This is a genomic window from Bifidobacterium sp. LH_449, from assembly GCF_056356755.1.
This window is the reverse complement of the sequence record NZ_JBKEUV010000009.1, coordinates 24,981-43,943: the sequence shown is the minus strand read 5'-3', so window position 1 is coordinate 43,943 and position 18,963 is coordinate 24,981. Positions and strand designations below refer to the sequence as shown.

The window sequence follows — 18,963 nt, the reverse complement described above, 5'->3', positions numbered from 1 at the left end:
CTATTACTCCATTAGATCAGTAGGTCATGCGCATATCACGTATGCCGCGTCGGACAGTGCCGCCGTCACTCTTTGACGGAGCCTTCGGAACTGTTCATGATTCGCTTTTGGAAGATGAAGAACAACACCGCGACCGGTATGGTCATCACCACTGCCGCAGCAAGCTTGACCGGGTATTGGTTGCCCTGCGACAGCTGGCCCGACGCCAGTGACGCGACGCCCTTGGTCAGTGTGGTCAGTTCCGTGGATTGGGTGGAGACGATGAAGTGGCTCAGTTCGTTCCAGGAGCCTTGGAACGACAGGATGGAAATCGTCACGATCGCGGGACGGGCCATCGGCAGCACGATGGACCAGAAGATACGGAACGTACCCGCACGGTCGATCATCGCCTGCTCTTCCACGGAACGCGGGATGGATTCGAAGAAGTTCTTCATGATGAACACGCCGGATGCGTCGATGAGCAGCGGCAGGATCATGCCCGCGTAGCTATCGTAGATGCCCAGGGTCTTGATGATGAGGAACTTGGGAATCAGCAATACGACGCCCGGCACGCTCATCACCGCGACCAGCATGGCGAACACGAAATTGCGTCCGCGGAAATTCAGACGGGACAACGCGTAACCGGCCAACGAATCGAAGAACACTCGTCCGACCGTGACGACGACGGTGACGATAACGGAATTCTTGAACCAGACGGGGAAGTCCGAATTCAGGAACAGCTTCTCGTACGCGGCCGTGGTCCATGTTTCCGGAATCAACGAAACCGGGTTGGACGTCGCGTCGGCATCCGTCTTGAACGATGTCGCGATCTGAATGACGAACGGCATGATATAGATCATCGCCAGAGCGATCAGCAGAATGTAGAAAATGATGCCGCTATGGATGAGACGCTGATACCACGGCTCACTGCTGCGGCGGATACGCATTCCCGTTGTCGCGCTCATGCGATCGCCTCCTTTGAAGTCGCGTCGCCGTTCTTCGCGCGACGGCTGCCCAGCGACATGATTTCATCGTGCGTCATCGCTCGAGCCTCCGCCTTCATGGCGTCATATTCGGCCCGACGGCGACGGGACATCTTCTTGTCCGCCATGATGCGACGCTGCGCCCACGTCATGACGATGATGATGAAGAACAGTACGAATGAGATGGCTGCGCCACGTCCCCACTCCTGGCTGTTGAACGCCGAGCTGTACGACAGGTAGGCCGGAGTAAGCGTTGTTTTTGCAGGAGCGCCCTGTGTGCCGGTATAGATCTGGTCGAAGACCTGCCATGTGCCGATGATGCCCAATGTGATGACGGTGAAAATCGTCGGCTTGAGCTGCGGCACGGTGACCTTCCACAGACGCTGCCAGGATGAAGCGCCGTCCATGATCGCGGCTTCTTCCGTGGCCTCGCCGATGCTTTGCAGCGCGGCGATGAACATCAGCATATACGTGCCGGATGTGGTGAACACGACCATCAGAATGATCGCGAACATGGCGACGGACGGACCGGAAAGCCAATCCCACCAGCTTACGCCGAGGAAACCGTTGTCGGTCAGTGCGGCAGGACCGTTCTCGCTGCCGAACTGCGCGAGCAGAAGATGAACCAAGCCGCGCGGATCGTTAAACCAGTTGGGCCCGTTGATGCCGAACCAGCCGAGCACTGCATTGATGGTGCCGGATGCATTGAACAGGAACAGCCACAGCACGGTGATGGCTACGGAGCTGGTGACGGAGGGGAAGTAGAAGGCCGTGCGGAAGAATCCGCGGGCCTTGAGGATCCTGCGATTCAGCAACACCGCCAGCAGAAGGCTGATGATGGTCTGCAGCGGAATCACCAGAATCGTGTACCAAGCGTTATTGCGCAGCGCGGTGCCGAAATCGCTTTGGGCAAGTCCTGGGGTGGTCAGGACTTCCTGATAATTCTGCAATCCTATGAAGTTCACGCCGCTGCCGAACGGAGTGCCGCGGCCGCTCCAATCCGAAAAGCTCACCCACAGGGCCATTACGACGGGAATGAACAGGAATACGCCAAGGATGACGATCATCGGCAGGCAGAACAGCCAGCCGGAGACTTCTTCACCGCGGCGATTGATGTGCTGCGCCGCGTGATCCCGCTTCGCTTTATCCTTTTTCTTGTCAGAGGATATATGCTTCATTGCTTTGTATCCGTTCCTCGAATAATTCAATATGGCGATATGCCGCGCTTATATGCAAGGCCTGCGTTGCAGAGGAATCGGGCATATCGTCAGGGGTGCCCGAATATTTCACGGAGGAATCCTGCGGGCACCCGTTCGATATCATTCGGCTATTTACAAAATAGCTTCCAGATTGGTCTGGGTCTTGTCGAGGATCGACTTCGCGTCGGAGCTCTTCAGGCTTTCAAGCTGTGCGTTGAAGTCGGAGATGACGTCGGCGGCGCCCTTGGCCGTCGGCACGGTTACGGAGTATTCCAAGCCGTCCATGAAAGCGCCCAATTCCGGGAATTCGCCCTTCCAGGCGTCCGCAAGGGTCGTCGTTGCAGGCATGATGCCGAAGGCTCGGGCGAAGTCCATCACCACATCGTCGCTGGTCAGGTATTCGACCAGGTCGACTGCGCCCTGCTGATTCGGGCTATCGGCCGCGATGCCCCAGCCATTCGTGAAGTGCATCGTGCCCTTGCCCGCCGGGCCTTCCGGCAGTTCGACGACCTTATAGTTGATATCCGGGTAGTCGGCGGCCAGACCGCCGGTGATCCAGTTGCCTTCGACGGCCATCGCGGCCTTGCCGGATCCGAAGGCTTCGCCGCCCCAGCCGGTGCCGAGATCGGCGGCATACGCCACGTTGCCCGTTTCCAGCAGAGTCTTGACCTCTTCGAGGCCGGTCACCGACGCCTCGTCGTTGGCGATCGCCTTGGCGCCGTCGTCGCTGACCAGACCGCCGCCAGCCTGCTTCAGGAACACGCCGATACGCGCGTATTCACCGCTGAACGCCAGGCCGACATGGTCGTCGGTCGTCAGTTTTGCCGCGACATCGGCCAGTTCGTCCCAAGTGGTCGGATAGTCGGCATCGGTCAGGCCGGCCGCCGTCCACATGTCGGTATTGATGATGAGCTGCAGAGTGGATACGTCCTTCGGCGCGGCGTACAGCTTGCCGTCATAGGTGAAGGTCTGCAGCAGGTTGTCATAAAAATCGTCCTTGTTTTCCAGCTCATCGCCGTATGCCAGCAGCGAGCCGTTCGAAGCGAAGCCTGCCAGCAATTCCGGCGCAAGGTAGAACACGTCCGCCGGGTCGCCGCCGGCGAAGCCCTGGGACAGCTGCTGGGTCAGATCGCTGGCGACCTGCACGGTGGCCTTCTGTCCGGACTGTTCGCACCAATCGGCCACGGCTTTCTTGACCGCTTCCGTTTCCGTATCGCCGGAGGAACCGATCAGAACGGTGAGTTCCTGGGAGCTGTCGTTGGTCAGCCCGCCTTCAGCGGAGGCACTGGCGTCATCATCGAATCCGCTTCCACCGCCGCATCCCGCCAAAGCGGTCAGCACCGCCACGGACGCCGCTGCTCCCGCAAACAACTTATTCCTCATCGTCGAGTCCTTTCCTGATATATGTCTCCACCTTTTTGAACGTTCTAATTCCTTGGCGCAAAAAGAGCCCTATTGCTCTTCCCTGTTGCAGAGAAGCGGTTATTTTTTAATAAAAACCGACTTCTATTGTCGCATCTAAGAAATTGTTACGTTCTAAAAGTGGTTATATAATAAAGCAAAACACGTATTCATGTCAAACGCAACATCGTCTATCGTTGCAACTGCAAAGAACACGCCGAGACGGGGGAAAATATGGTCAGTATCAAAGACGTCGCCAAGGACGCGAAAGTCTCGCCCCAAACCGTCTCGAACTGCATCAACAATCCCGGCATCGTCAAACCCGGAACCCGCGCCATCGTCGCCGAATCGATACGACGTCTTGGATATACGCCGAACGCATCCGCCAGGCGCCTGCGCACACAGCGCAGCGACATCATCGCGATCGGCATCGCCCCGGTCACGACCTCCATGGTGTACGACAGGCTGCTGCACGCACTGGCTTCCGAAGCCGACGTGCAAGGCATGCGGGTCATGCTGTATAAGACCAACACATATGAAGATGAGATCCGCCAATTCGCGGCGCTTTCAGACAGCGGCGACGTCGACGCCTTCGTGCTCACCGACACCGCGCACGACGACCCCCGACTCGAATGGCTCACCGAACACCACCAGTCATTCGTGCTCTTCGGACGCCCATGGGGTCTTCCAGACATGTACGCCCCCGAAATCCCCTGGGTCGACGTGGACGGCCGACAAGGCATTGTCGACATGACACAATTCCTCATCCTGCAGGGCAACAAGCGCATCGGATTCATCGGATGGCCCGGCATCTCCGGCACAGGCAACGACCGCTACGAAGGCTGGCGCGAAGTCATGCTCAACGCGAAAATGGCCACTGAATCCGAACTGCCGTATCTATGTGCCCAATCCGAAGAGACATTCGGCGGAGGCCAGCAGGCGTGCCTCGAACTCATGCATCGCGTTCCCGACCTCGACGCAATCGTCTGCGTCAGCGACACCATCGCCGTCGGCGCGCAATTCGCGCTTACCGCCGACACCGGCATCACCATAACGGGCTTCGACAATTCCGCAGCCGCACAATCCATGGGATTAATCACCGTCGAACAGCCACTGGCGGCATCGGCACGCGAAATCATCCGCATCATCCAGGAGCGGCTCTCCGCCAGAGACACACACGGGAGCACGTATGAGGCCGACTGCAATGCACGTCGTGGCGCGATCGCATCAAACGATCACGACCACGTACTGCTCGCACCGACTCTGGTATTGGAATGATCCGAAACGTGCCGGGACGAAACGCCCCGCGCCGACGCCGACCCACACCGCATACGACGTGCCAATGGAAATATGCTTCATCGAACATACCAAGCCACCTATGCTGGACAGCAGTCCGACGACGAACACGACCGAAGACACCAGTCTGGTAAAGCCCGCGGAGCGATCGAGCGCGATCGCCCGGACGGATTCGAAAACGCCAGAGACAATGAGAGCCGACCACGGCATGACTACCGATCCGTCCTTAAAGGTTGCGATGCGGCAAGTCTTGTCGATACCGGGTACGTGACCATCATCCGGAAGCCGGACGCCCCTGGCTCCGAACCTAGCGCATGATGCTGGCAGACGAACGGTCCCGACGCCGCCGAAGACGCGGCATAATGGGAACACAAGGAGGATGCGGTGGAGCTTCGCACATTACGATATTTCCTGGCCGTCGCCGAAGAAAGCAACATCACATGGGCGGCACAGCTGCTGCGCATATCGCAGCCCACGCTGTCACGCCAGCTCAAGCAGCTGGAGGATGAGCTGGGCGTCACACTGTTCGAACGCGGCAGCCGCACAATCACACTCACGCCCGAAGGACGGTTGCTGCGCGAACGGGCCCAGACCATCCTGTCACTGACCAGCAAAACCGAGGCGGAGCTTCACCGATCATCCGGCGGATTAAGCGGCCTGATCACACTCGGATGCGGTGAATTGCGCGGAATGACGCCGTTATCGCAACGTATGGCGGAATTCCGACGGCTGTATCCAAAGGTGCAGTTCCGGGTGCTGAGCATGACCGCGGATTCCATCCGGGACCGCGTCGAACAAGGGCTGGTCGATTTCGCGCTGTTCTCCGAACCTGTGGACATCGACCAATATTCATATATCCGCCAGCCGTGCACGGAACAGTGGGCCGCCATGGTATCGACCGCGCATCCGCTGTCCCGGCGCGAATGGGTGGGGCCACGCGACCTGCGCGATCAGCCATTGCTGCTGCCCACACGGCAGACCGTCGTCAACGCGCTCCTCAACTGGCTCGGACGGGACGCCGACGCGCTTGACATCGCCGGATACTGCATGCTGCCGAACAACGGCATGAACATGGTGGCCAACGGCATGGGCATCTTCCTGTCGCTCGATTTGGACATCCGACACCCTGATGTGGTTCCGGTGCCGATGAGGCCAACGCCGATGTCTCCCGGTTCCGTGATCGCCTGGAAAAAACAAGGCGCCACATCCTTGGCCTCAGCGGAGTTCGCCCGGTTCCTCCTCGACCATGCGACACCGGAACGTTCATGCGATGCATGACGCCCTGATGCCGTGCCATGCCGCAGACGCATGGCACGGCATCGCACCACGCTATTGGACATTTCCCGACTCCGGCCCTGTAATGATGATGACAGACACAGGGGGATCCACATGAACGACAACACATACGACACGGACGCGCCGACGGAACAGCAGACGGACACCGCGGCACGGCACACGGACGCAGCCGACATCCTGCAACGCGACCGTTCCGGGCGGCCCGTATCGCCATCGGACCCGGAATACGCCGTCATCGACGACATCATCCAAGCGACGAAGCGGGCCTGTGCCGAGCTCAATGCGGGGCCTCACGACCCCGAACGCATCCATACGCTGTTCGAACACATCGTCGGCCGCCCCGTCGACCCGTCATTCCGGCTGAATCCGCCGTTCTATACGGATTTCGGACACAACATCGACATAGGGCACAACGTTTTCATCAATTGGGGCTGCTCGCTCATGGACCGCGGCGGCATCACCATCGGAGACGGCAGCTTCCTCGGCCCGAATGTCAGTCTCATCACCATCAACCATGTACGCGACCCATACCAACGCGCCACCACAATATCCCGGCCAATCACCATCGGGCGGCGCGTATGGATCGGAGCGGGCGCCATCGTCCTGCAAGGCGTCACCGTAGGCGACAACGCCATCATCGGCGCAGGCTCCGTAGTCACGCACGACGTTCCCGCAGACACCGTCGTAGCCGGCAGCCCGGCACGCGTCATCGGACGGGTCTGAACGGATTCCACCCTGTGTGAACACGTCCCCGGCAGGTCACATTTTCTGCTACGCTGACCCCATGCTTGATATGTTCTGTTGTCGCCGCTGAAACGCCGCACCCATACGGGTGTCCGGCCGCGCCCTCGGACGCACTCGGCGAACACCGGCAGAACATGACTTCCCTGTTTCCCATTGCCCCATACGCACCCAATGCGTCCGCAGCCCGGCGGATTCCCTCTTCCCACGGCATATGAGCCGTTCCATCCCACTTCATCTGTTCGAAGCCCAATCGTCGCCAGCCAGCAAGGAAAACAATGGATCCCCAAATCTTCGACTGGGCGGCCCTTGCCGCCGCATTGCTCATCTTCGCCGCCCTATGGCAGCTCAAACGCACACGCCGCGCCGGATTCGGCGTGCGTGTCATCATCGCCACCATCCTCGGCATCATGCTCGGTGCCATCGCACAAGGACATACCATATACGTCGCACTGGTCGGCACGGTCTGGTCCCAAGCCATCTCGGCCATCGTCGTGCCGCTCCTGCTCTTCAGCGTCATCGCAAGCGTCACCAATCTCGGCGAATCCGTTCGACTGCGCGGCATCGCCGCAAAAACAGTCGCCCTACTGCTGCTCAATACACTGACCGCGGCATTGGTCGCATTAGCCTTGGCCACAGCCTTCCAGGTCGGACATGGATTCCAATACGAGCTGCCCGACGATTACGCAAAGGCTGAAACGCCCGGCATCATCGACACAATCACCAGCCTGTTCCCCTCAAATCTCATCGGCAACTGGGCGTCGAACCAGGTCGTACCGGTCGTGCTGTTCGCACTGCTCATCGCAATCGCATACAACTCCATCGCCGCAGGCAAAACCGGACAGGACGCCATCAGACCGTTCAAGGCGTTCATCGACGCCGGCAACGCCGTACTGTCAAAAGCCACGCAGATCATCGTCGGATTCACGCCATACGCCGTCGTCTCTCTGATCGCCGCAGCCGTATCCGCCAGCGACGTCACCGCCCTGCTGCCGCTGCTGCTCGTGCTCGTCGTCGCCTATATCGCGATGTCGCTGCAGCTGTTCGTCGTACAGCCCCTGCTCCTCGCCGCCCTGACACGACTGAATCCGATCCCGTTCTTCAAAGCATATTGGCCCGCCGGCGTGGTCGCCTTCACTTCGGAAAGCAGCATCGGCACGATTCCCGTCACCGTCAGGCAGCTGCGCAATGCCGGCGTTAAGGAAGACGTCGCATCCTTTGTCGCCAGCCTTGGCGCCAACCTGGGCATGCCCGGCTGCGCCGGCGTCTGGCCGATGCTGCTCGCCGTCTTCGCGATCAACGCGCAAGGTCTGAACTATACGCCATGGCAGTATGCGTTTCTGGTCGCGTTGACGCTGCTGGTCTCCATCGGCACTGTGGGCGTTCCCGGCACCGCCACCATCACCGCGACTTCGCTGTTCGCGGCCACCGGACTGCCGATTCCGTTCATCGCACTGACGCAGCCGATCTCGCAGATCGTCGACATGGGGCGTACCGCATTGAACGTGGCTGGCGCCGCCAATACCGCGGTTATCGTCGCCGCCACCGAAAAGCAGCTTGATATGGATATGTACCAAGCGGCCCATGCGGTCACGGAAGAGGAGGAAGGTCCCGGCTCGGCCGCCGAGTCCCCCACCATGACAGCGCCGACCGGCATTCCGATTCCCCTGACGCCCGCCGCAGTGAATCCGGATACGTCTTCGCGTGCATCGGGGAACGAAACAGCCTCTTCGACATCCATGTCCGTCTTCGCCGCTCCTTCCGAAACCGGGTCTTCTTCCACAAGCGCAATCAATCTATTGGGATTCGCTCCCGCAACGGCGTTGGCCGATGATGACACCTGCGGAATGAAGTAGCCGTATCTGCGCACATTCCCGGCCATGACGCCGGAATCATGCTCCATGGCCGGAACCACCCGGGAAGGGAACGGACAGACAACAATCACCGGCTTCGCGAATCGCATGTTCCAACAGGGTCCCGACCCAAGTGAAGGTGCGTTTCGCATGTTTGAAAAGCCATCTGACGATAGCGTGTGCCCACCCAGCGTATCGCGCACTTCATGGATACCGATTTCCTTGAAATTCCAACAACCGACGGTCTGATTGCGGCAACCCATGTACACGCAATCGTAAAACCTCTTCAGAATATCGCCGTTGCCCAAACCTCCATTGCTCTCAATGCCCTAGCGACACCAAACCACATGAACGTCCTACGCCGAAAAGACGAACGAAAGTTATCGCCACACGACGCCATGGCTATAGACGATTCCGACACGGGAGCTAGGGCACCTATCATCGAATAGCGACACCATACATGGACAGTGTACGTGAATATGGGTTTATCGAACCCGGCAGGGTCAAGGCATCGGCCCGAACGCCTCGCCAAACCGAAACGATGATTGGTAACGAGGCCACTGGCCATGTTTCTTGGATGGTTCTTCCATTCATCCGCATGTTCACGAACCATCATCCCGAATACGAAGGTGACGGCACACGCGAACCACGCCGATTTGCGTTTGGGCACGGGTCGCACTATAGTGACCGATGTTGTCCTGCGAAGCAAGACAACATCCCAAGGGGCTGTAGCTCAGTTGGTAGAGCGCTTCGTTCGCATCGAAGAGGTCGTGGTTTCGATTACCATCAGCTCCACTGAAGGCCTCCCGCTCACATTCCACCGCGGGAGGCCTTCTTCTATTGTCCGCCACCAACGCAGTCAGGCCGTCGGCCTCCATTCTCCTCCATTCTCGGCCTCACACATCCAAATTCAGGTTTCGAGCGACCAAAAGTGCGATATTTGACGAAGCAATACCGCAAAAAAGGACGTTCAGGACGTCTGAAACGTCCAATCTTGCGCAGTGGCTTCGTTGAATATTGCATATTTGGACGAAATTGGATCACACGACGGCCAAGCATCGGCCTTGACCGGGCTTCTATTGATCTGATCTTCTGAAAGGCGGCGACCAGCATTGCCTGCGAAGCCGTCTTCCGCGATCCCCGCCGACACCCGAACCCGTCGATCCGCGTAAGATCAACCCGCCTTGACTTGTCAAACCATAAAAGCAGCACCAGTGTTGAGCATGCCGGTATGTGGGAGCATCGATTCGAAGATATCATTGAAACGGCACTCGATGATGAGACCGCTCCGACCATCCGATAGGGAGGTTCATGATGGTCGAGATGATATTGCTCGTGCTTGCGTCGCTCGCGTTGGGGATCTGCATGCTGTTTTCCCCGAGATACTGTGGAAAATCGAGAATTTCCTACGGGTGAAGAATGGGGAGCCCAGTGATTTGTATGTGGGGATAACACGCGTTATCGGGGTGTTGCTGATCATAGCCGGTTTTATCGGCGCATTGGCATGGCTTATCAATGCGGTGTGACGCAAGGAGGCCGCATGGCCGGACCCGAAAGCGGCGACCGTTTCAGGTGTTGCCGACAAACATCACGAATCTGAAAACATCATGAATCCGACGGAAGCGGCAGCTTACATGACAGATGGCAGCCTGCGCGAAAGCGTGCGGCATGTACATCGCAGGCCGACCGATTGCGCACCTGATTACGCCCCGATTACGTCCCGATTACGTCCCGATTGCACGCCCCAGCTCACGCGCCGACGCGCTGGCGTACGAAATCCTCCAGGACGGCGGCGGTGATGCCGTCGTAGCCGTGGATCGACGCGAACTGCGGTCCGCCGGAATTGTCGGTCTGGATGTACGCGGTTTGCGCAAGCGTGGTCGCCCCGGACGCGGCGGCCGAAGTCAGTCCGCTGATCGAATCTTCAAGGGCGACGCAGTATTGCATGTCCTCCGGCGAGATGTCGAGCATGCGTGCGGCGGCCAGATACGGTTCCGGAGACGGTTTCTTTTCCACGTCGTCGTCGCCGCAGATGAATCCGGCGAACGCGCCTTCCGGGGCCTGGTCGATAAGGCCCTGCGCCAAATGGCGAGGCGATGTGGTGACCAGCACGGACGGGATGCCGGCGGCCGTCAGCGAATGCAGCACGTCGATGACGCCGTCGACCCACGGCATATGCGCGGCTTCGGCCTGCGCCACATAGTCGATCATGCCTTGGCCGATCTCCTCGACGGACAGCTGGCATCCATGTTCGATCATGCGCCGGGCCACATCCGGCACGGGCGTGCCGGAGCCCTGCCATGCCAGGTCGAGATCCCAATAGCCGCCATGCGCCTTGGCGATGCGCATTTCGGATTCATGCCAATACGGCTCGGAGTCGATGAGGGTGCCGTCCATGTCCCAAAAAACGGCTTTCAGCATGCCGGTTCCTTCCACGCGTCGCCTTATGCGCTGTTATTGTCGCTCAGTACAGGTTCGCCGGCGGCCGCTCATCGCGACCTCACGCAAACCTCAAAAAGCCTACCAGCGCCACAATACGACGGATTTGGAATCATCCGGCTCATCGTAGGCACCGGTCGAACCGGACGGCAGCTCACGCGCCTGCGAGCGCAGCTGCCGCCGCCACATGCGGGCGCGCCGCGACTGTTCGATTTCCACGATGCCGCCGTCCGTGTCGGCGGCGAAGATGCTTGCGCCTTCCGGCTTGCGCAGCCGCTCGTTTTGCCGCCGCAGTTCGCGGTTTTCCTCTTCCAATTGCAGGATGCGCGTGATGCCGGCCAGATTGATGCCTTCCTGGCTGAGCTGCTGCGCCTGTGCGAGGCGGTCGATATCGCGCAATGAGTATCGGCGGGCACCGCCTTCGGTGCGCTGCGGCACGACCAGGCCGAGCCTGTCGTATTGCCGCAGCGTCTGCGGGTGGATGTCGGCCAATTCGGCGGCGCGCCCGACGGTGAAGACGGGCATGGCGATGTCGAATCCGACTTCGTCCGCCCCGTCGAGATCGGCTCGGCCGGCCACGATCGCCATGGCGCACATTTCATACAGTTGCCGGATCTGCTGTGCTACACGCGCCATCGCAGTCAGCGCTCCTGTGCGATCTGTTCGGCGAAGTCGCCGCTGGCCTTATCGAATTCCTTGGCGGCGTGCTTGAGGCCGAGGCTGGGTTTGCCGGGCACGCGGATGGCGATGCGTCCGACCAGATCGCCGGTGTGGCCGCCGACGGTGACGCCTTTGCCGCTTACGCGCACTTCGTCGCCGCTGGATGTGCCGGCGGTGACCTTGAACGTGACGGGCTGCCCGTCGAAATCATGTGCTTCGATTTTCGCGCCGTTCACGGCTTCGCCGACGGTGATCGGCAGCGTCATGACGAGATCGTGATCGCGCATCGTGAACTTCGGGTCGTCGACGACGCTGATATGCAGGTACAGGTCGCCGGTTTTGCCGCCGTTGCTTCCGGGTTTGCCTTTGCCGGCAAGACGGATTTTCTGCCCGTCCTTCACGCCGGCCGGAATATGCGTTTTGAATTTTCTGCCGTCGGCGCTCAGCGAGACGGTTGCGCCTTTGATGGCCTGTCGGAAGGTCAGCCTGATGTTGGAGTTGCGGTCTTCGCCGTCCTCCGGTTGCGGCGCCGACGAATAGCCGCCGCCATATGGCTGGCCTGCGCCGTATGCTGCGCCGCCGGCGCGACCGGCCGCGCCGCCGCCGAACATCGAGAAGATGTCGTTGAGATTGGTCGGCCCGCCGCCTGTCGTGTAGTGCATGCCGGGGCCGCCGCCGAACATGGATCCGAAGATGTCGGAGAATCCGCCGGCGTCGAATCCGCCGCCGGCGCCGCCCGCGAAGCGTGCCCCGCCTGCGCCGAACTGTCGGATGGCGTCATATTTCTGACGCGTCTCCTTGTTGCTCAGCACATCGTATGCTTCGGAGATGTCCTTGAATTTCTCTTCCGCTTCCTTGGTCTTGTTCAGATCGGGATGGTATTTGCGGGCGAGCTTGCGGTAGGCCTTGGTGATATCCGCTTCCGAGGCATCCTTGGAGACACCGAGGACCTTGTAGAAATCCTTGCTCAGCCATTCGTTTTCAGCCATGTTGTGCCTCCTTTCGAGGTGTGGCGAAAATCATTTGCATGAATTGCATTATCAATGATGCCGGGCCGCGCTATGGCGCATTGCGAATGCGTCATATTGGCTGCGCCGACCCGGCATTGGTTCAGTTTGGGGTATTCAGTTCTGCGGGGATGCGACGACGACGCGGGCGGCGCGGATCACGCGGTCGCCGATGCGGTAGCCTGCTTCCACGACGGTGTCGACCGTCTCCTTTTCGGCTTCCGGATCCGGCTTGTGCAGGATCGCGTCATGCTTGGTCGGGTCGAAATCCTCGCCTTTTTCGCCGAACTTTTCGACGCCGAACTTTTCGAAGGCCTTGTCGATCTTCGCGGCGACGGCCTTGAAGGAGTCATCCATTTCGGAATGTTCGCGGATGCGATCGATGTCGTCGAGCGCGGGCAGCAGCGCGGTCAGCACGTCGATGATGCCGTGCTGGCGGAAGCGGTCCTGCTCTTTGGCGGCACGATTGCGGAAGTTGATGAATTCGGCGCGTTCACGCTGGAGGGCCTCCAGATATTCGGCGGCCTCCTTTTTGGCTTGGCCAAGCGGGGTGAGCGTGTTGTCGTCGGATTCAGCGGCTTGACCGTTGGCGGCGGCGCCGGCCGTGTCGGCCGCTGCGGTGTTCGCGGATGCGCTTTCCGTGGGATTCGCGTCCGTGGCCGGCGCGTCATTGGCGGCGTTGCCGTCGGATGCCGCGTCGGCGGGGGCGGCCTGCCCGGCGACGAAGTCGTTGATGTCGGGCAGGTCGTTGAGATACTCGTCCTTGTTGAATTCGGACATGATTACTTGTTGTCCTTGTCGTCGTCCACGACTTCGGCGTCGACGACGTCGTCGTCGGCCGGAGCGGAGGATGCGCCCGCGGCGCCGGCCGCAGCGTCGGCTGCGCCCTGCTGCGCGTAGAGGGCCTGGCCGATCTTCTGGGCGGAGGTCATCAGTTCGCTTTGGGCGGTCTTGATCTTTTCGATGTCTTCGCCCTTGAGCGCTTCCTTCAGCTCGTTGACCTTGTCGGTGACTTCCTTGGCCACGTCGTCGGACAGCTTGTCCTTATTGTCGTTCACCAGCTTTTCGGTCTGATAGGCGAAGGATTCGGCCTGGTTGCGGGTTTCGGCGTCCTCCTTGCGCTTCTTGTCTTCGGCTTCGTGGGCTTCGGCCTCCTTGACCATGCGGTCGATCTCATCCTTGCCCAGGCCGGAACCGCCGGTGATGGTCATCGACTGTTCCTTGCCGGTGCCCTTGTCCTTGGCGGACACGTGCACGATGCCGTTGGCGTCGATGTCGAAGGTGACTTCGATCTGCGGGATGCCGCGCGGGGCCGGGGCGATGCCGGTCAGTTCGAAGGTGCCCAGCGGCTTGTTGTCGCGGGCGAATTCACGCTCGCCCTGGTAGACCTGGATGAGCACGGACGGCTGGTTGTCTTCGGCGGTGGAGAAGACTTCGCTGCGCTTGGTCGGGATCGCGGTGTTGCGGTCGATCAGCTTGGTCATGATGCCGCCCTTGGTCTCGATGCCGAGGCTCAGCGGGGTGACGTCGATCAGCAGCACGTCCTTACGGTCGCCCTTGATGACGCCGGACTGCACGGCCGCGCCGACGGCCACGACCTCATCCGGGTTCACGGACTGGTTCGGCTCCTTGCCGCCGGTCAGCTCCTTGGCCAGTTCCTTGACGGCCGGCATACGGGTGGAGCCGCCGACGAGCACGACATGGTCGATGTTGGACACGGAGATGCCCGCGTCGGACAGCACGTTGTTGAACGGGGTGCGGCAGCGGCCCAGCAGGTCGGAGGTCATTTCCTCGAAGCGTGCACGGGTCAGGGTTTCGTCCAGATGCACCGGGGTGCCGTCCGGGGTCATGGCCAGGTACTGCATCGAGATGGAGGTGGACGTGGAGGAGCTCAGTTCCTTCTTGGCCTGTTCGGCGGCTTCCTTCAGACGCTGCAGGGCGATCTTGTCCTTGGACAGGTCGACGCCGTACTTGTTCTTGACTTCGCCGACCAGCCAGTCGATGATCTTCTGATCCCAGTCGTCGCCGCCCAGGCGGTTGTCGCCGTTGGTGGCCTGCACCTGGATGGTGGAGAAGCCGTCCTCATCCTTGCCGATTTCCAGCAGGGAGACGTCGAAGGTGCCGCCGCCCAGATCGAAGACCAGGATGCGTTCGTCTTCCTTGCCCTTTTCCAGACCGTAGGCCAACGCGGCCGCGGTCGGCTCGTTGATGATGCGCAGGACGTTCAGGCCTGCGATGGTGCCGGCGTCCTTGGTGGCCTGACGCTGTGCGTCGTTGAAGTATGCCGGGCAGGTGATGACGGCGTCGGTGACCGGTTCGCCCAGATAGGCTTCGGCGTCGCGCTTGAGCTTCATCAGGATCTGCGCGGAGATCTCCTGCGGGGTCCACTTCTTGCCGTCGATTTCCACGGTCCAGTCGGTGCCCATGTGGCGCTTGACCGAGCTGATGGTGCGGTCGACGTTGGTGACGGCCTGACGCTTGGCGACTTCGCCGACGAGGATTTCGCCGGACTTGCTGAAGGCCACGACGGACGGGGTGGTGCGAGCGCCTTCGGCGTTCACGATGACGGTGGGCTGGCCACCTTCCAGCGTTGCGATGCAGGAATTCGTAGTACCAAGATCAATACCGACTGCACGTCCCATGACGTATCTCCTTTGTAGATGGTTCTTCGTTACGTTCTTCGCTCAAGTTCCTTTGCGGTCCTTTCGCTTCCAAACTTGAGCCTACACCACTCAACTTCCAAAAGCAAATTTTTATTCCCTGAAACTTGATAAATCTTCACTCAAGTTTCCCGATGTTCATCTTTGATTCCGTGAATTCACCTCCATATCACCTGTTTTCCATTGCGGCGACACGTTCCGGCGATACCCTCAACGCCGGAACACGGTTCCGCAGCCGAACGCCGAGGGTTGCGCACGGCTGTCTGACAAGGCGATTGCGGTATGGCCGTACCGCAATGCTTGAAGGAGGGAAAACCCTATGGTCCCAAAGAAACTCACAAGGCTCGCGGTTTGCGCGATCGCATCCATGGCAGCATTGGGCATGACCGCAGCTCCGGCATTCGCACAGGACGGCAAGGGGGTCGCCGAACTGGCGCAGCATGGCGGCGCTCAGCGCATCGCGACGATCGGAAGCAAAACCGCCAAGAACGTCATCCTGTTCATCGGCGACGGCATGGGCGATTCCGAAATCACCGCAGCCCGCAATTACCTGCATGGCGTGAACGGTTCTTTCGACGGACTTGACCGCATCGGACAGCCGAGCGCCCTCGACGACGTCGAAACCGGCACCGGCCAGTACACCACCTTCTCGCTGGGCAACAGCTCCGACGACAGCGCGATGGCCAAGGACAAGAACGGCAATCTGACCGGCAACAAGAACGCAGGAAAGATCACGCCGGTCACCGACTCCTCCGCTTCCGGCTCCGGATGGGCCACCGGCACCAAGACGTACAACAACGCCGTGGATGTCGACATCTACGGCAACGCACAGTTGAACCTGACCGAACTGGCCAAGGCGAAGGGCATGGCCACCGGCAACGTGACCACTTCCGAAATCCAGGACGCCACCCCGGCCGTGCAGGCCTCCCATTCCACCGAGCGTGCCTGCTATGGCCCGCAGGGCAAGACCGACGGCAGCAGCAACAACGCGCTGTCGAACTGCCTGGCCGACCAGCTGAAGGAGAACGGCGGCATCGGCTCCATTTCCGAGCAGATCCTCGACACCCGCGCCGATGTCACCATCGGCGGCGGCGCCAAGTACTTCCACCAGACCGCCCAGGCCGGAGAATATGAAGGCAAGACGCTGTGGGATCAGGCCACGGCCCGAGGCTATGCCACCGTCGAAAAGGACGTGGACGCACTGAACGCACTCAAGTACGACGGCAAGCCGGTGCTGGCCCTCATGGCCGACGGCAATCTGGAAACCCAGTTCGCCGCCACTCCGGCCCTGACGAAGGAAGAGACCGAGACGCGCGGCGCCATCCAGTGCGAGACCAACGCGAATTGGCTGGGCAACAAGAACGCCAACGGCAATTCCGCATCCCTGGCCGACATGACGTCCAAGGCCTTGGAACTGCTGCAGGCGAACCCGAAGTCCGAGGAGAACGGGTTCTTCCTGCAAGTCGAAGGCGCCTCCATCGATAAGCAGGATCACGCCGCCAACGCCTGCGGCCAGATCGGTGAAACCGACGACCTCGACAAGGCCATCTCCGCCGCCCTCGACAAGGTCGACCTGTCCGACACGCTGATCATCGTGACCGCCGACCACGCCCACACCTCGCAGATCGTCGGCGCCGCGCCGGCCTACGCGCTGAGCACGATCCTGAAGTCCCCCGTCGACGGCAACGAGATGATCGTCTCCTACGGCACCGCCACGGACCAGGATCCGGACGCCTCCGATCCGACGGTCGGCTATAACGACGGCGGCATGGAGCACACCGGCACGCAGCTGCGCATCGCGGCTTCCGGCCCCGGCGCGCAGCGCGTCAACGGCCTGACCGACCAGACCGACAACTTCTACACCATCGCCTACGCCTTGGGCCTGGCGGCCAACACCGACGAGCAGAAGGCCCTGTCGAATAACGCCACAGCCAAGCTGGTGAACGAGGACGGCAAGGTGCAGATCAAACTGTCCGGCTTCAACGGCGATGCAGTGGTGTCCTATTCCATCGAGGACGCCCGCACCAAGAAGGTCATCGAAGCCTCCGCCAACCCGGGCGTCTCCGGCGTCCGCGTCACTCCGGGCGAAACCGCCACCATCGACCTGACGGGCAAGGTCCAGGAAGGCAACACCTACACGATCACCGTCACCGGCCGCCAATCGAGCCAGTCCGTCAAGTTCGATTCCGTGCAGATTCCCGCCGGCAATGCTTCCGCTGAGATTCCGTCCAAGCCGGTCGTCGACGACGGACAGCAGGCCAATGCCGCCGACACCGTACGCGACGCGCTCGGCAGCACCGGTTCAACGGTTCTGGGTGTCGTGCTGCTGGCCGCCCTGATGGGCGCCATCGCCATGGGCATCAAGAGCCTCAAGGCCCGCCAGTAAGCCTCATACGACAAAATATATAAGCCGGTCTCCTTCCGACATGCATGATTCGCGCGCCGGAGGGAGACCGGCTTATATTCAACAGGTTCAATATGCGTGAGGCCTGTCATCGCCATGGAAGACACGGCGGTGACGGGCCTCACGCATCCGCCGTCACACGGTGCCGCTGCCGGCGTTCACGTTGAACGTGGGCGCGGCGACCGGAGACATCAGCACACGGCCCGTACCGCGATACACGTTGACCAGGCCTTCGCCCCCGGCCGCGGAGCCGATCAGCGTCTTGCCGGAACGCTCCACGGTGAATTGCAGCCCCGAAGTCCAGGCGATGGCGAAATTGCCGTCGATCTTCAGCTCCTCATCCGCCAGGTCGACGGTCACGACTTCGCTGACCGGCACCGGCGACTCGAGCGCGACCGTGCCCTGCCCTTGCAGGGACAGGTTGAACAGGCCTTCTCCTCCGGCGACCATCGCGCTCGGACGGGACACCATCACGGCCTTCTGCCGCACGGTGGCCTCACAGGCGTAGAACAGACCGTCGTTCACGGTCATCGCCCCGCCCATCTGCGCGGGATCGATCAGCAGCACATGGCGATAGGTCGGTTCCAGCACCAGCACGCCGGAGCCGACGTATTCCGGCTTGATCGCCGATTCGTTGGTCACCGCGCCGCGGGCCAGCTTGCCGATGAAATCGCCGACGCCCTTGACGCCGGTCGTGGATTCGACATGCCCGGCCATCCACTGCATCGCCCCTGCCTGCACGACCACGCCGGTACGCCCGTCGAGGTTGCACACCAGCTGGCGGCGGCGCACATCCATCTGGGCGGCGAAATAGGCGGCCATCGCGCCGCCGTAGTTCACGGAGAAGTCGCGCTGCCATTCAAGCACCTGGAACATGCCCTGCTGTGCGACGATCTTGGCGTCATCATTGTCTGCGAAATTGTAGATCTGCATCCTTGCTTTCCTCCCGACCCCGCCCGACGCCATCCGACGTCGGGCACACGAATCGGGTTCCATTGTCGCATAGGAACGGCGCCGATCCCGGCATCCGCACGGCAGCGCCCCG

Annotated in this window: 16 protein-coding genes and 1 tRNA gene; 7 read left to right on the top strand and 10 right to left on the bottom strand. The window is 60.8% G+C overall.

Features of this window, described 5'->3' with window-relative positions:
- Positions 1-65: 65 nt before the first annotated feature.
- The 3 genes from AC1AX7_RS07535 to AC1AX7_RS07525 form a co-directional block, all read right to left on the bottom strand.
- Positions 66-944: a carbohydrate ABC transporter permease gene (locus tag AC1AX7_RS07535; RefSeq protein WP_476509472.1), complete on the bottom strand. Its 879-nt coding sequence runs from the start codon at positions 942-944 to the stop codon at positions 66-68.
- Positions 941-2,140, bottom strand: a complete 1,200-nt coding sequence (locus AC1AX7_RS07530) for a carbohydrate ABC transporter permease (protein ID WP_476509471.1) — start codon at positions 2,138-2,140, stop codon at positions 941-943. The genes AC1AX7_RS07535 and AC1AX7_RS07530 overlap by 4 nt, the downstream gene beginning before the upstream one ends.
- Positions 2,141-2,293: 153 nt before the next feature.
- A complete protein-coding gene (locus AC1AX7_RS07525) occupies positions 2,294-3,544 on the bottom strand; it encodes a sugar ABC transporter substrate-binding protein (protein ID WP_476509470.1) in 1,251 nt (416 codons plus the stop codon).
- Between the two features lie 252 nt (positions 3,545-3,796).
- Between AC1AX7_RS07525 and AC1AX7_RS07520 the strand changes: the two genes are divergently transcribed.
- Entirely contained in the window at positions 3,797-4,840 is a 1,044-nt protein-coding gene (locus AC1AX7_RS07520; protein ID WP_476509469.1) for a LacI family DNA-binding transcriptional regulator, read from the top strand.
- On the opposite strand, the gene AC1AX7_RS07515 is transcribed toward AC1AX7_RS07520, so the two are convergent.
- On the bottom strand, positions 4,790-5,068 hold the full coding sequence (locus tag AC1AX7_RS07515; protein WP_476509468.1) for a DMT family transporter: 279 nt from the start codon (positions 5,066-5,068) through the stop codon (positions 4,790-4,792). The genes AC1AX7_RS07520 and AC1AX7_RS07515 overlap by 51 nt on opposite strands.
- A 174-nt stretch (positions 5,069-5,242) precedes the next feature.
- Here AC1AX7_RS07515 and AC1AX7_RS07510 point away from each other — a divergent pair, with 174 nt between their 5' ends.
- From AC1AX7_RS07510 to AC1AX7_RS07490, 5 genes are all read left to right on the top strand, one after another.
- Complete coding sequence (locus AC1AX7_RS07510; RefSeq protein ID WP_476509467.1) at positions 5,243-6,136, top strand: LysR family transcriptional regulator; 894 nt, start codon at positions 5,243-5,245, stop codon at positions 6,134-6,136.
- A 111-nt stretch (positions 6,137-6,247) separates the two neighbouring features.
- On the top strand, positions 6,248-6,877 hold the full coding sequence (locus AC1AX7_RS07505) for a sugar O-acetyltransferase (RefSeq protein ID WP_476509466.1): 630 nt from the start codon (positions 6,248-6,250) through the stop codon (positions 6,875-6,877).
- A 296-nt stretch (positions 6,878-7,173) separates the two neighbouring features.
- A complete protein-coding gene (locus AC1AX7_RS07500; RefSeq protein ID WP_476509465.1) occupies positions 7,174-8,751 on the top strand; it encodes a dicarboxylate/amino acid:cation symporter in 1,578 nt (525 codons plus the stop codon).
- 719 nt (positions 8,752-9,470) lie between these two features.
- Positions 9,471-9,543: transfer RNA gene (locus tag AC1AX7_RS07495), tRNA-Ala, on the top strand.
- 428 nt (positions 9,544-9,971) lie between these two features.
- Positions 9,972-10,274 (top strand): DUF6199 family natural product biosynthesis protein, encoded by a 303-nt coding sequence (locus AC1AX7_RS07490; protein ID WP_476509519.1) that lies wholly within the window; start codon positions 9,972-9,974, stop codon positions 10,272-10,274.
- A gap of 223 nt (positions 10,275-10,497) precedes the next feature.
- Here AC1AX7_RS07490 and AC1AX7_RS07485 read toward each other — a convergent pair whose 3' ends face one another.
- From AC1AX7_RS07485 to dnaK, 5 genes are all read right to left on the bottom strand, one after another.
- Positions 10,498-11,169 (bottom strand): HAD family hydrolase, encoded by a 672-nt coding sequence (locus AC1AX7_RS07485; protein WP_476509464.1) that lies wholly within the window; start codon positions 11,167-11,169, stop codon positions 10,498-10,500.
- A 99-nt stretch (positions 11,170-11,268) separates the two neighbouring features.
- Entirely contained in the window at positions 11,269-11,823 is a 555-nt protein-coding gene (locus tag AC1AX7_RS07480; RefSeq protein ID WP_476509463.1) for a heat shock protein transcriptional repressor HspR, read from the bottom strand.
- A gap of 5 nt (positions 11,824-11,828) precedes the next feature.
- Entirely contained in the window at positions 11,829-12,836 is a 1,008-nt protein-coding gene (locus AC1AX7_RS07475; protein ID WP_476509462.1) for a DnaJ C-terminal domain-containing protein, read from the bottom strand.
- A 135-nt stretch (positions 12,837-12,971) separates the two neighbouring features.
- Complete coding sequence (grpE, locus tag AC1AX7_RS07470; RefSeq protein WP_476509461.1) at positions 12,972-13,634, bottom strand: nucleotide exchange factor GrpE; 663 nt, start codon at positions 13,632-13,634, stop codon at positions 12,972-12,974.
- Positions 13,635-13,636: 2 nt separating this feature from the next.
- Positions 13,637-15,496, bottom strand: coding sequence for a molecular chaperone DnaK (gene dnaK, locus AC1AX7_RS07465; RefSeq protein WP_476509460.1), 1,860 nt, complete (start codon positions 15,494-15,496; stop codon positions 13,637-13,639).
- A 337-nt stretch (positions 15,497-15,833) separates the two neighbouring features.
- On the opposite strand from dnaK, the gene phoA reads away from it, so the two are divergent.
- Positions 15,834-17,900: an alkaline phosphatase gene (phoA, locus tag AC1AX7_RS07460; protein WP_476509459.1), complete on the top strand. Its 2,067-nt coding sequence runs from the start codon at positions 15,834-15,836 to the stop codon at positions 17,898-17,900.
- 153 nt (positions 17,901-18,053) lie between these two features.
- Here the strand turns inward: phoA and AC1AX7_RS07455 are convergent, their stop codons facing one another.
- Positions 18,054-18,851 (bottom strand): AIM24 family protein, encoded by a 798-nt coding sequence (locus tag AC1AX7_RS07455; protein ID WP_476509458.1) that lies wholly within the window; start codon positions 18,849-18,851, stop codon positions 18,054-18,056.
- Between the last annotated feature and the right edge of the window lie 112 nt (positions 18,852-18,963).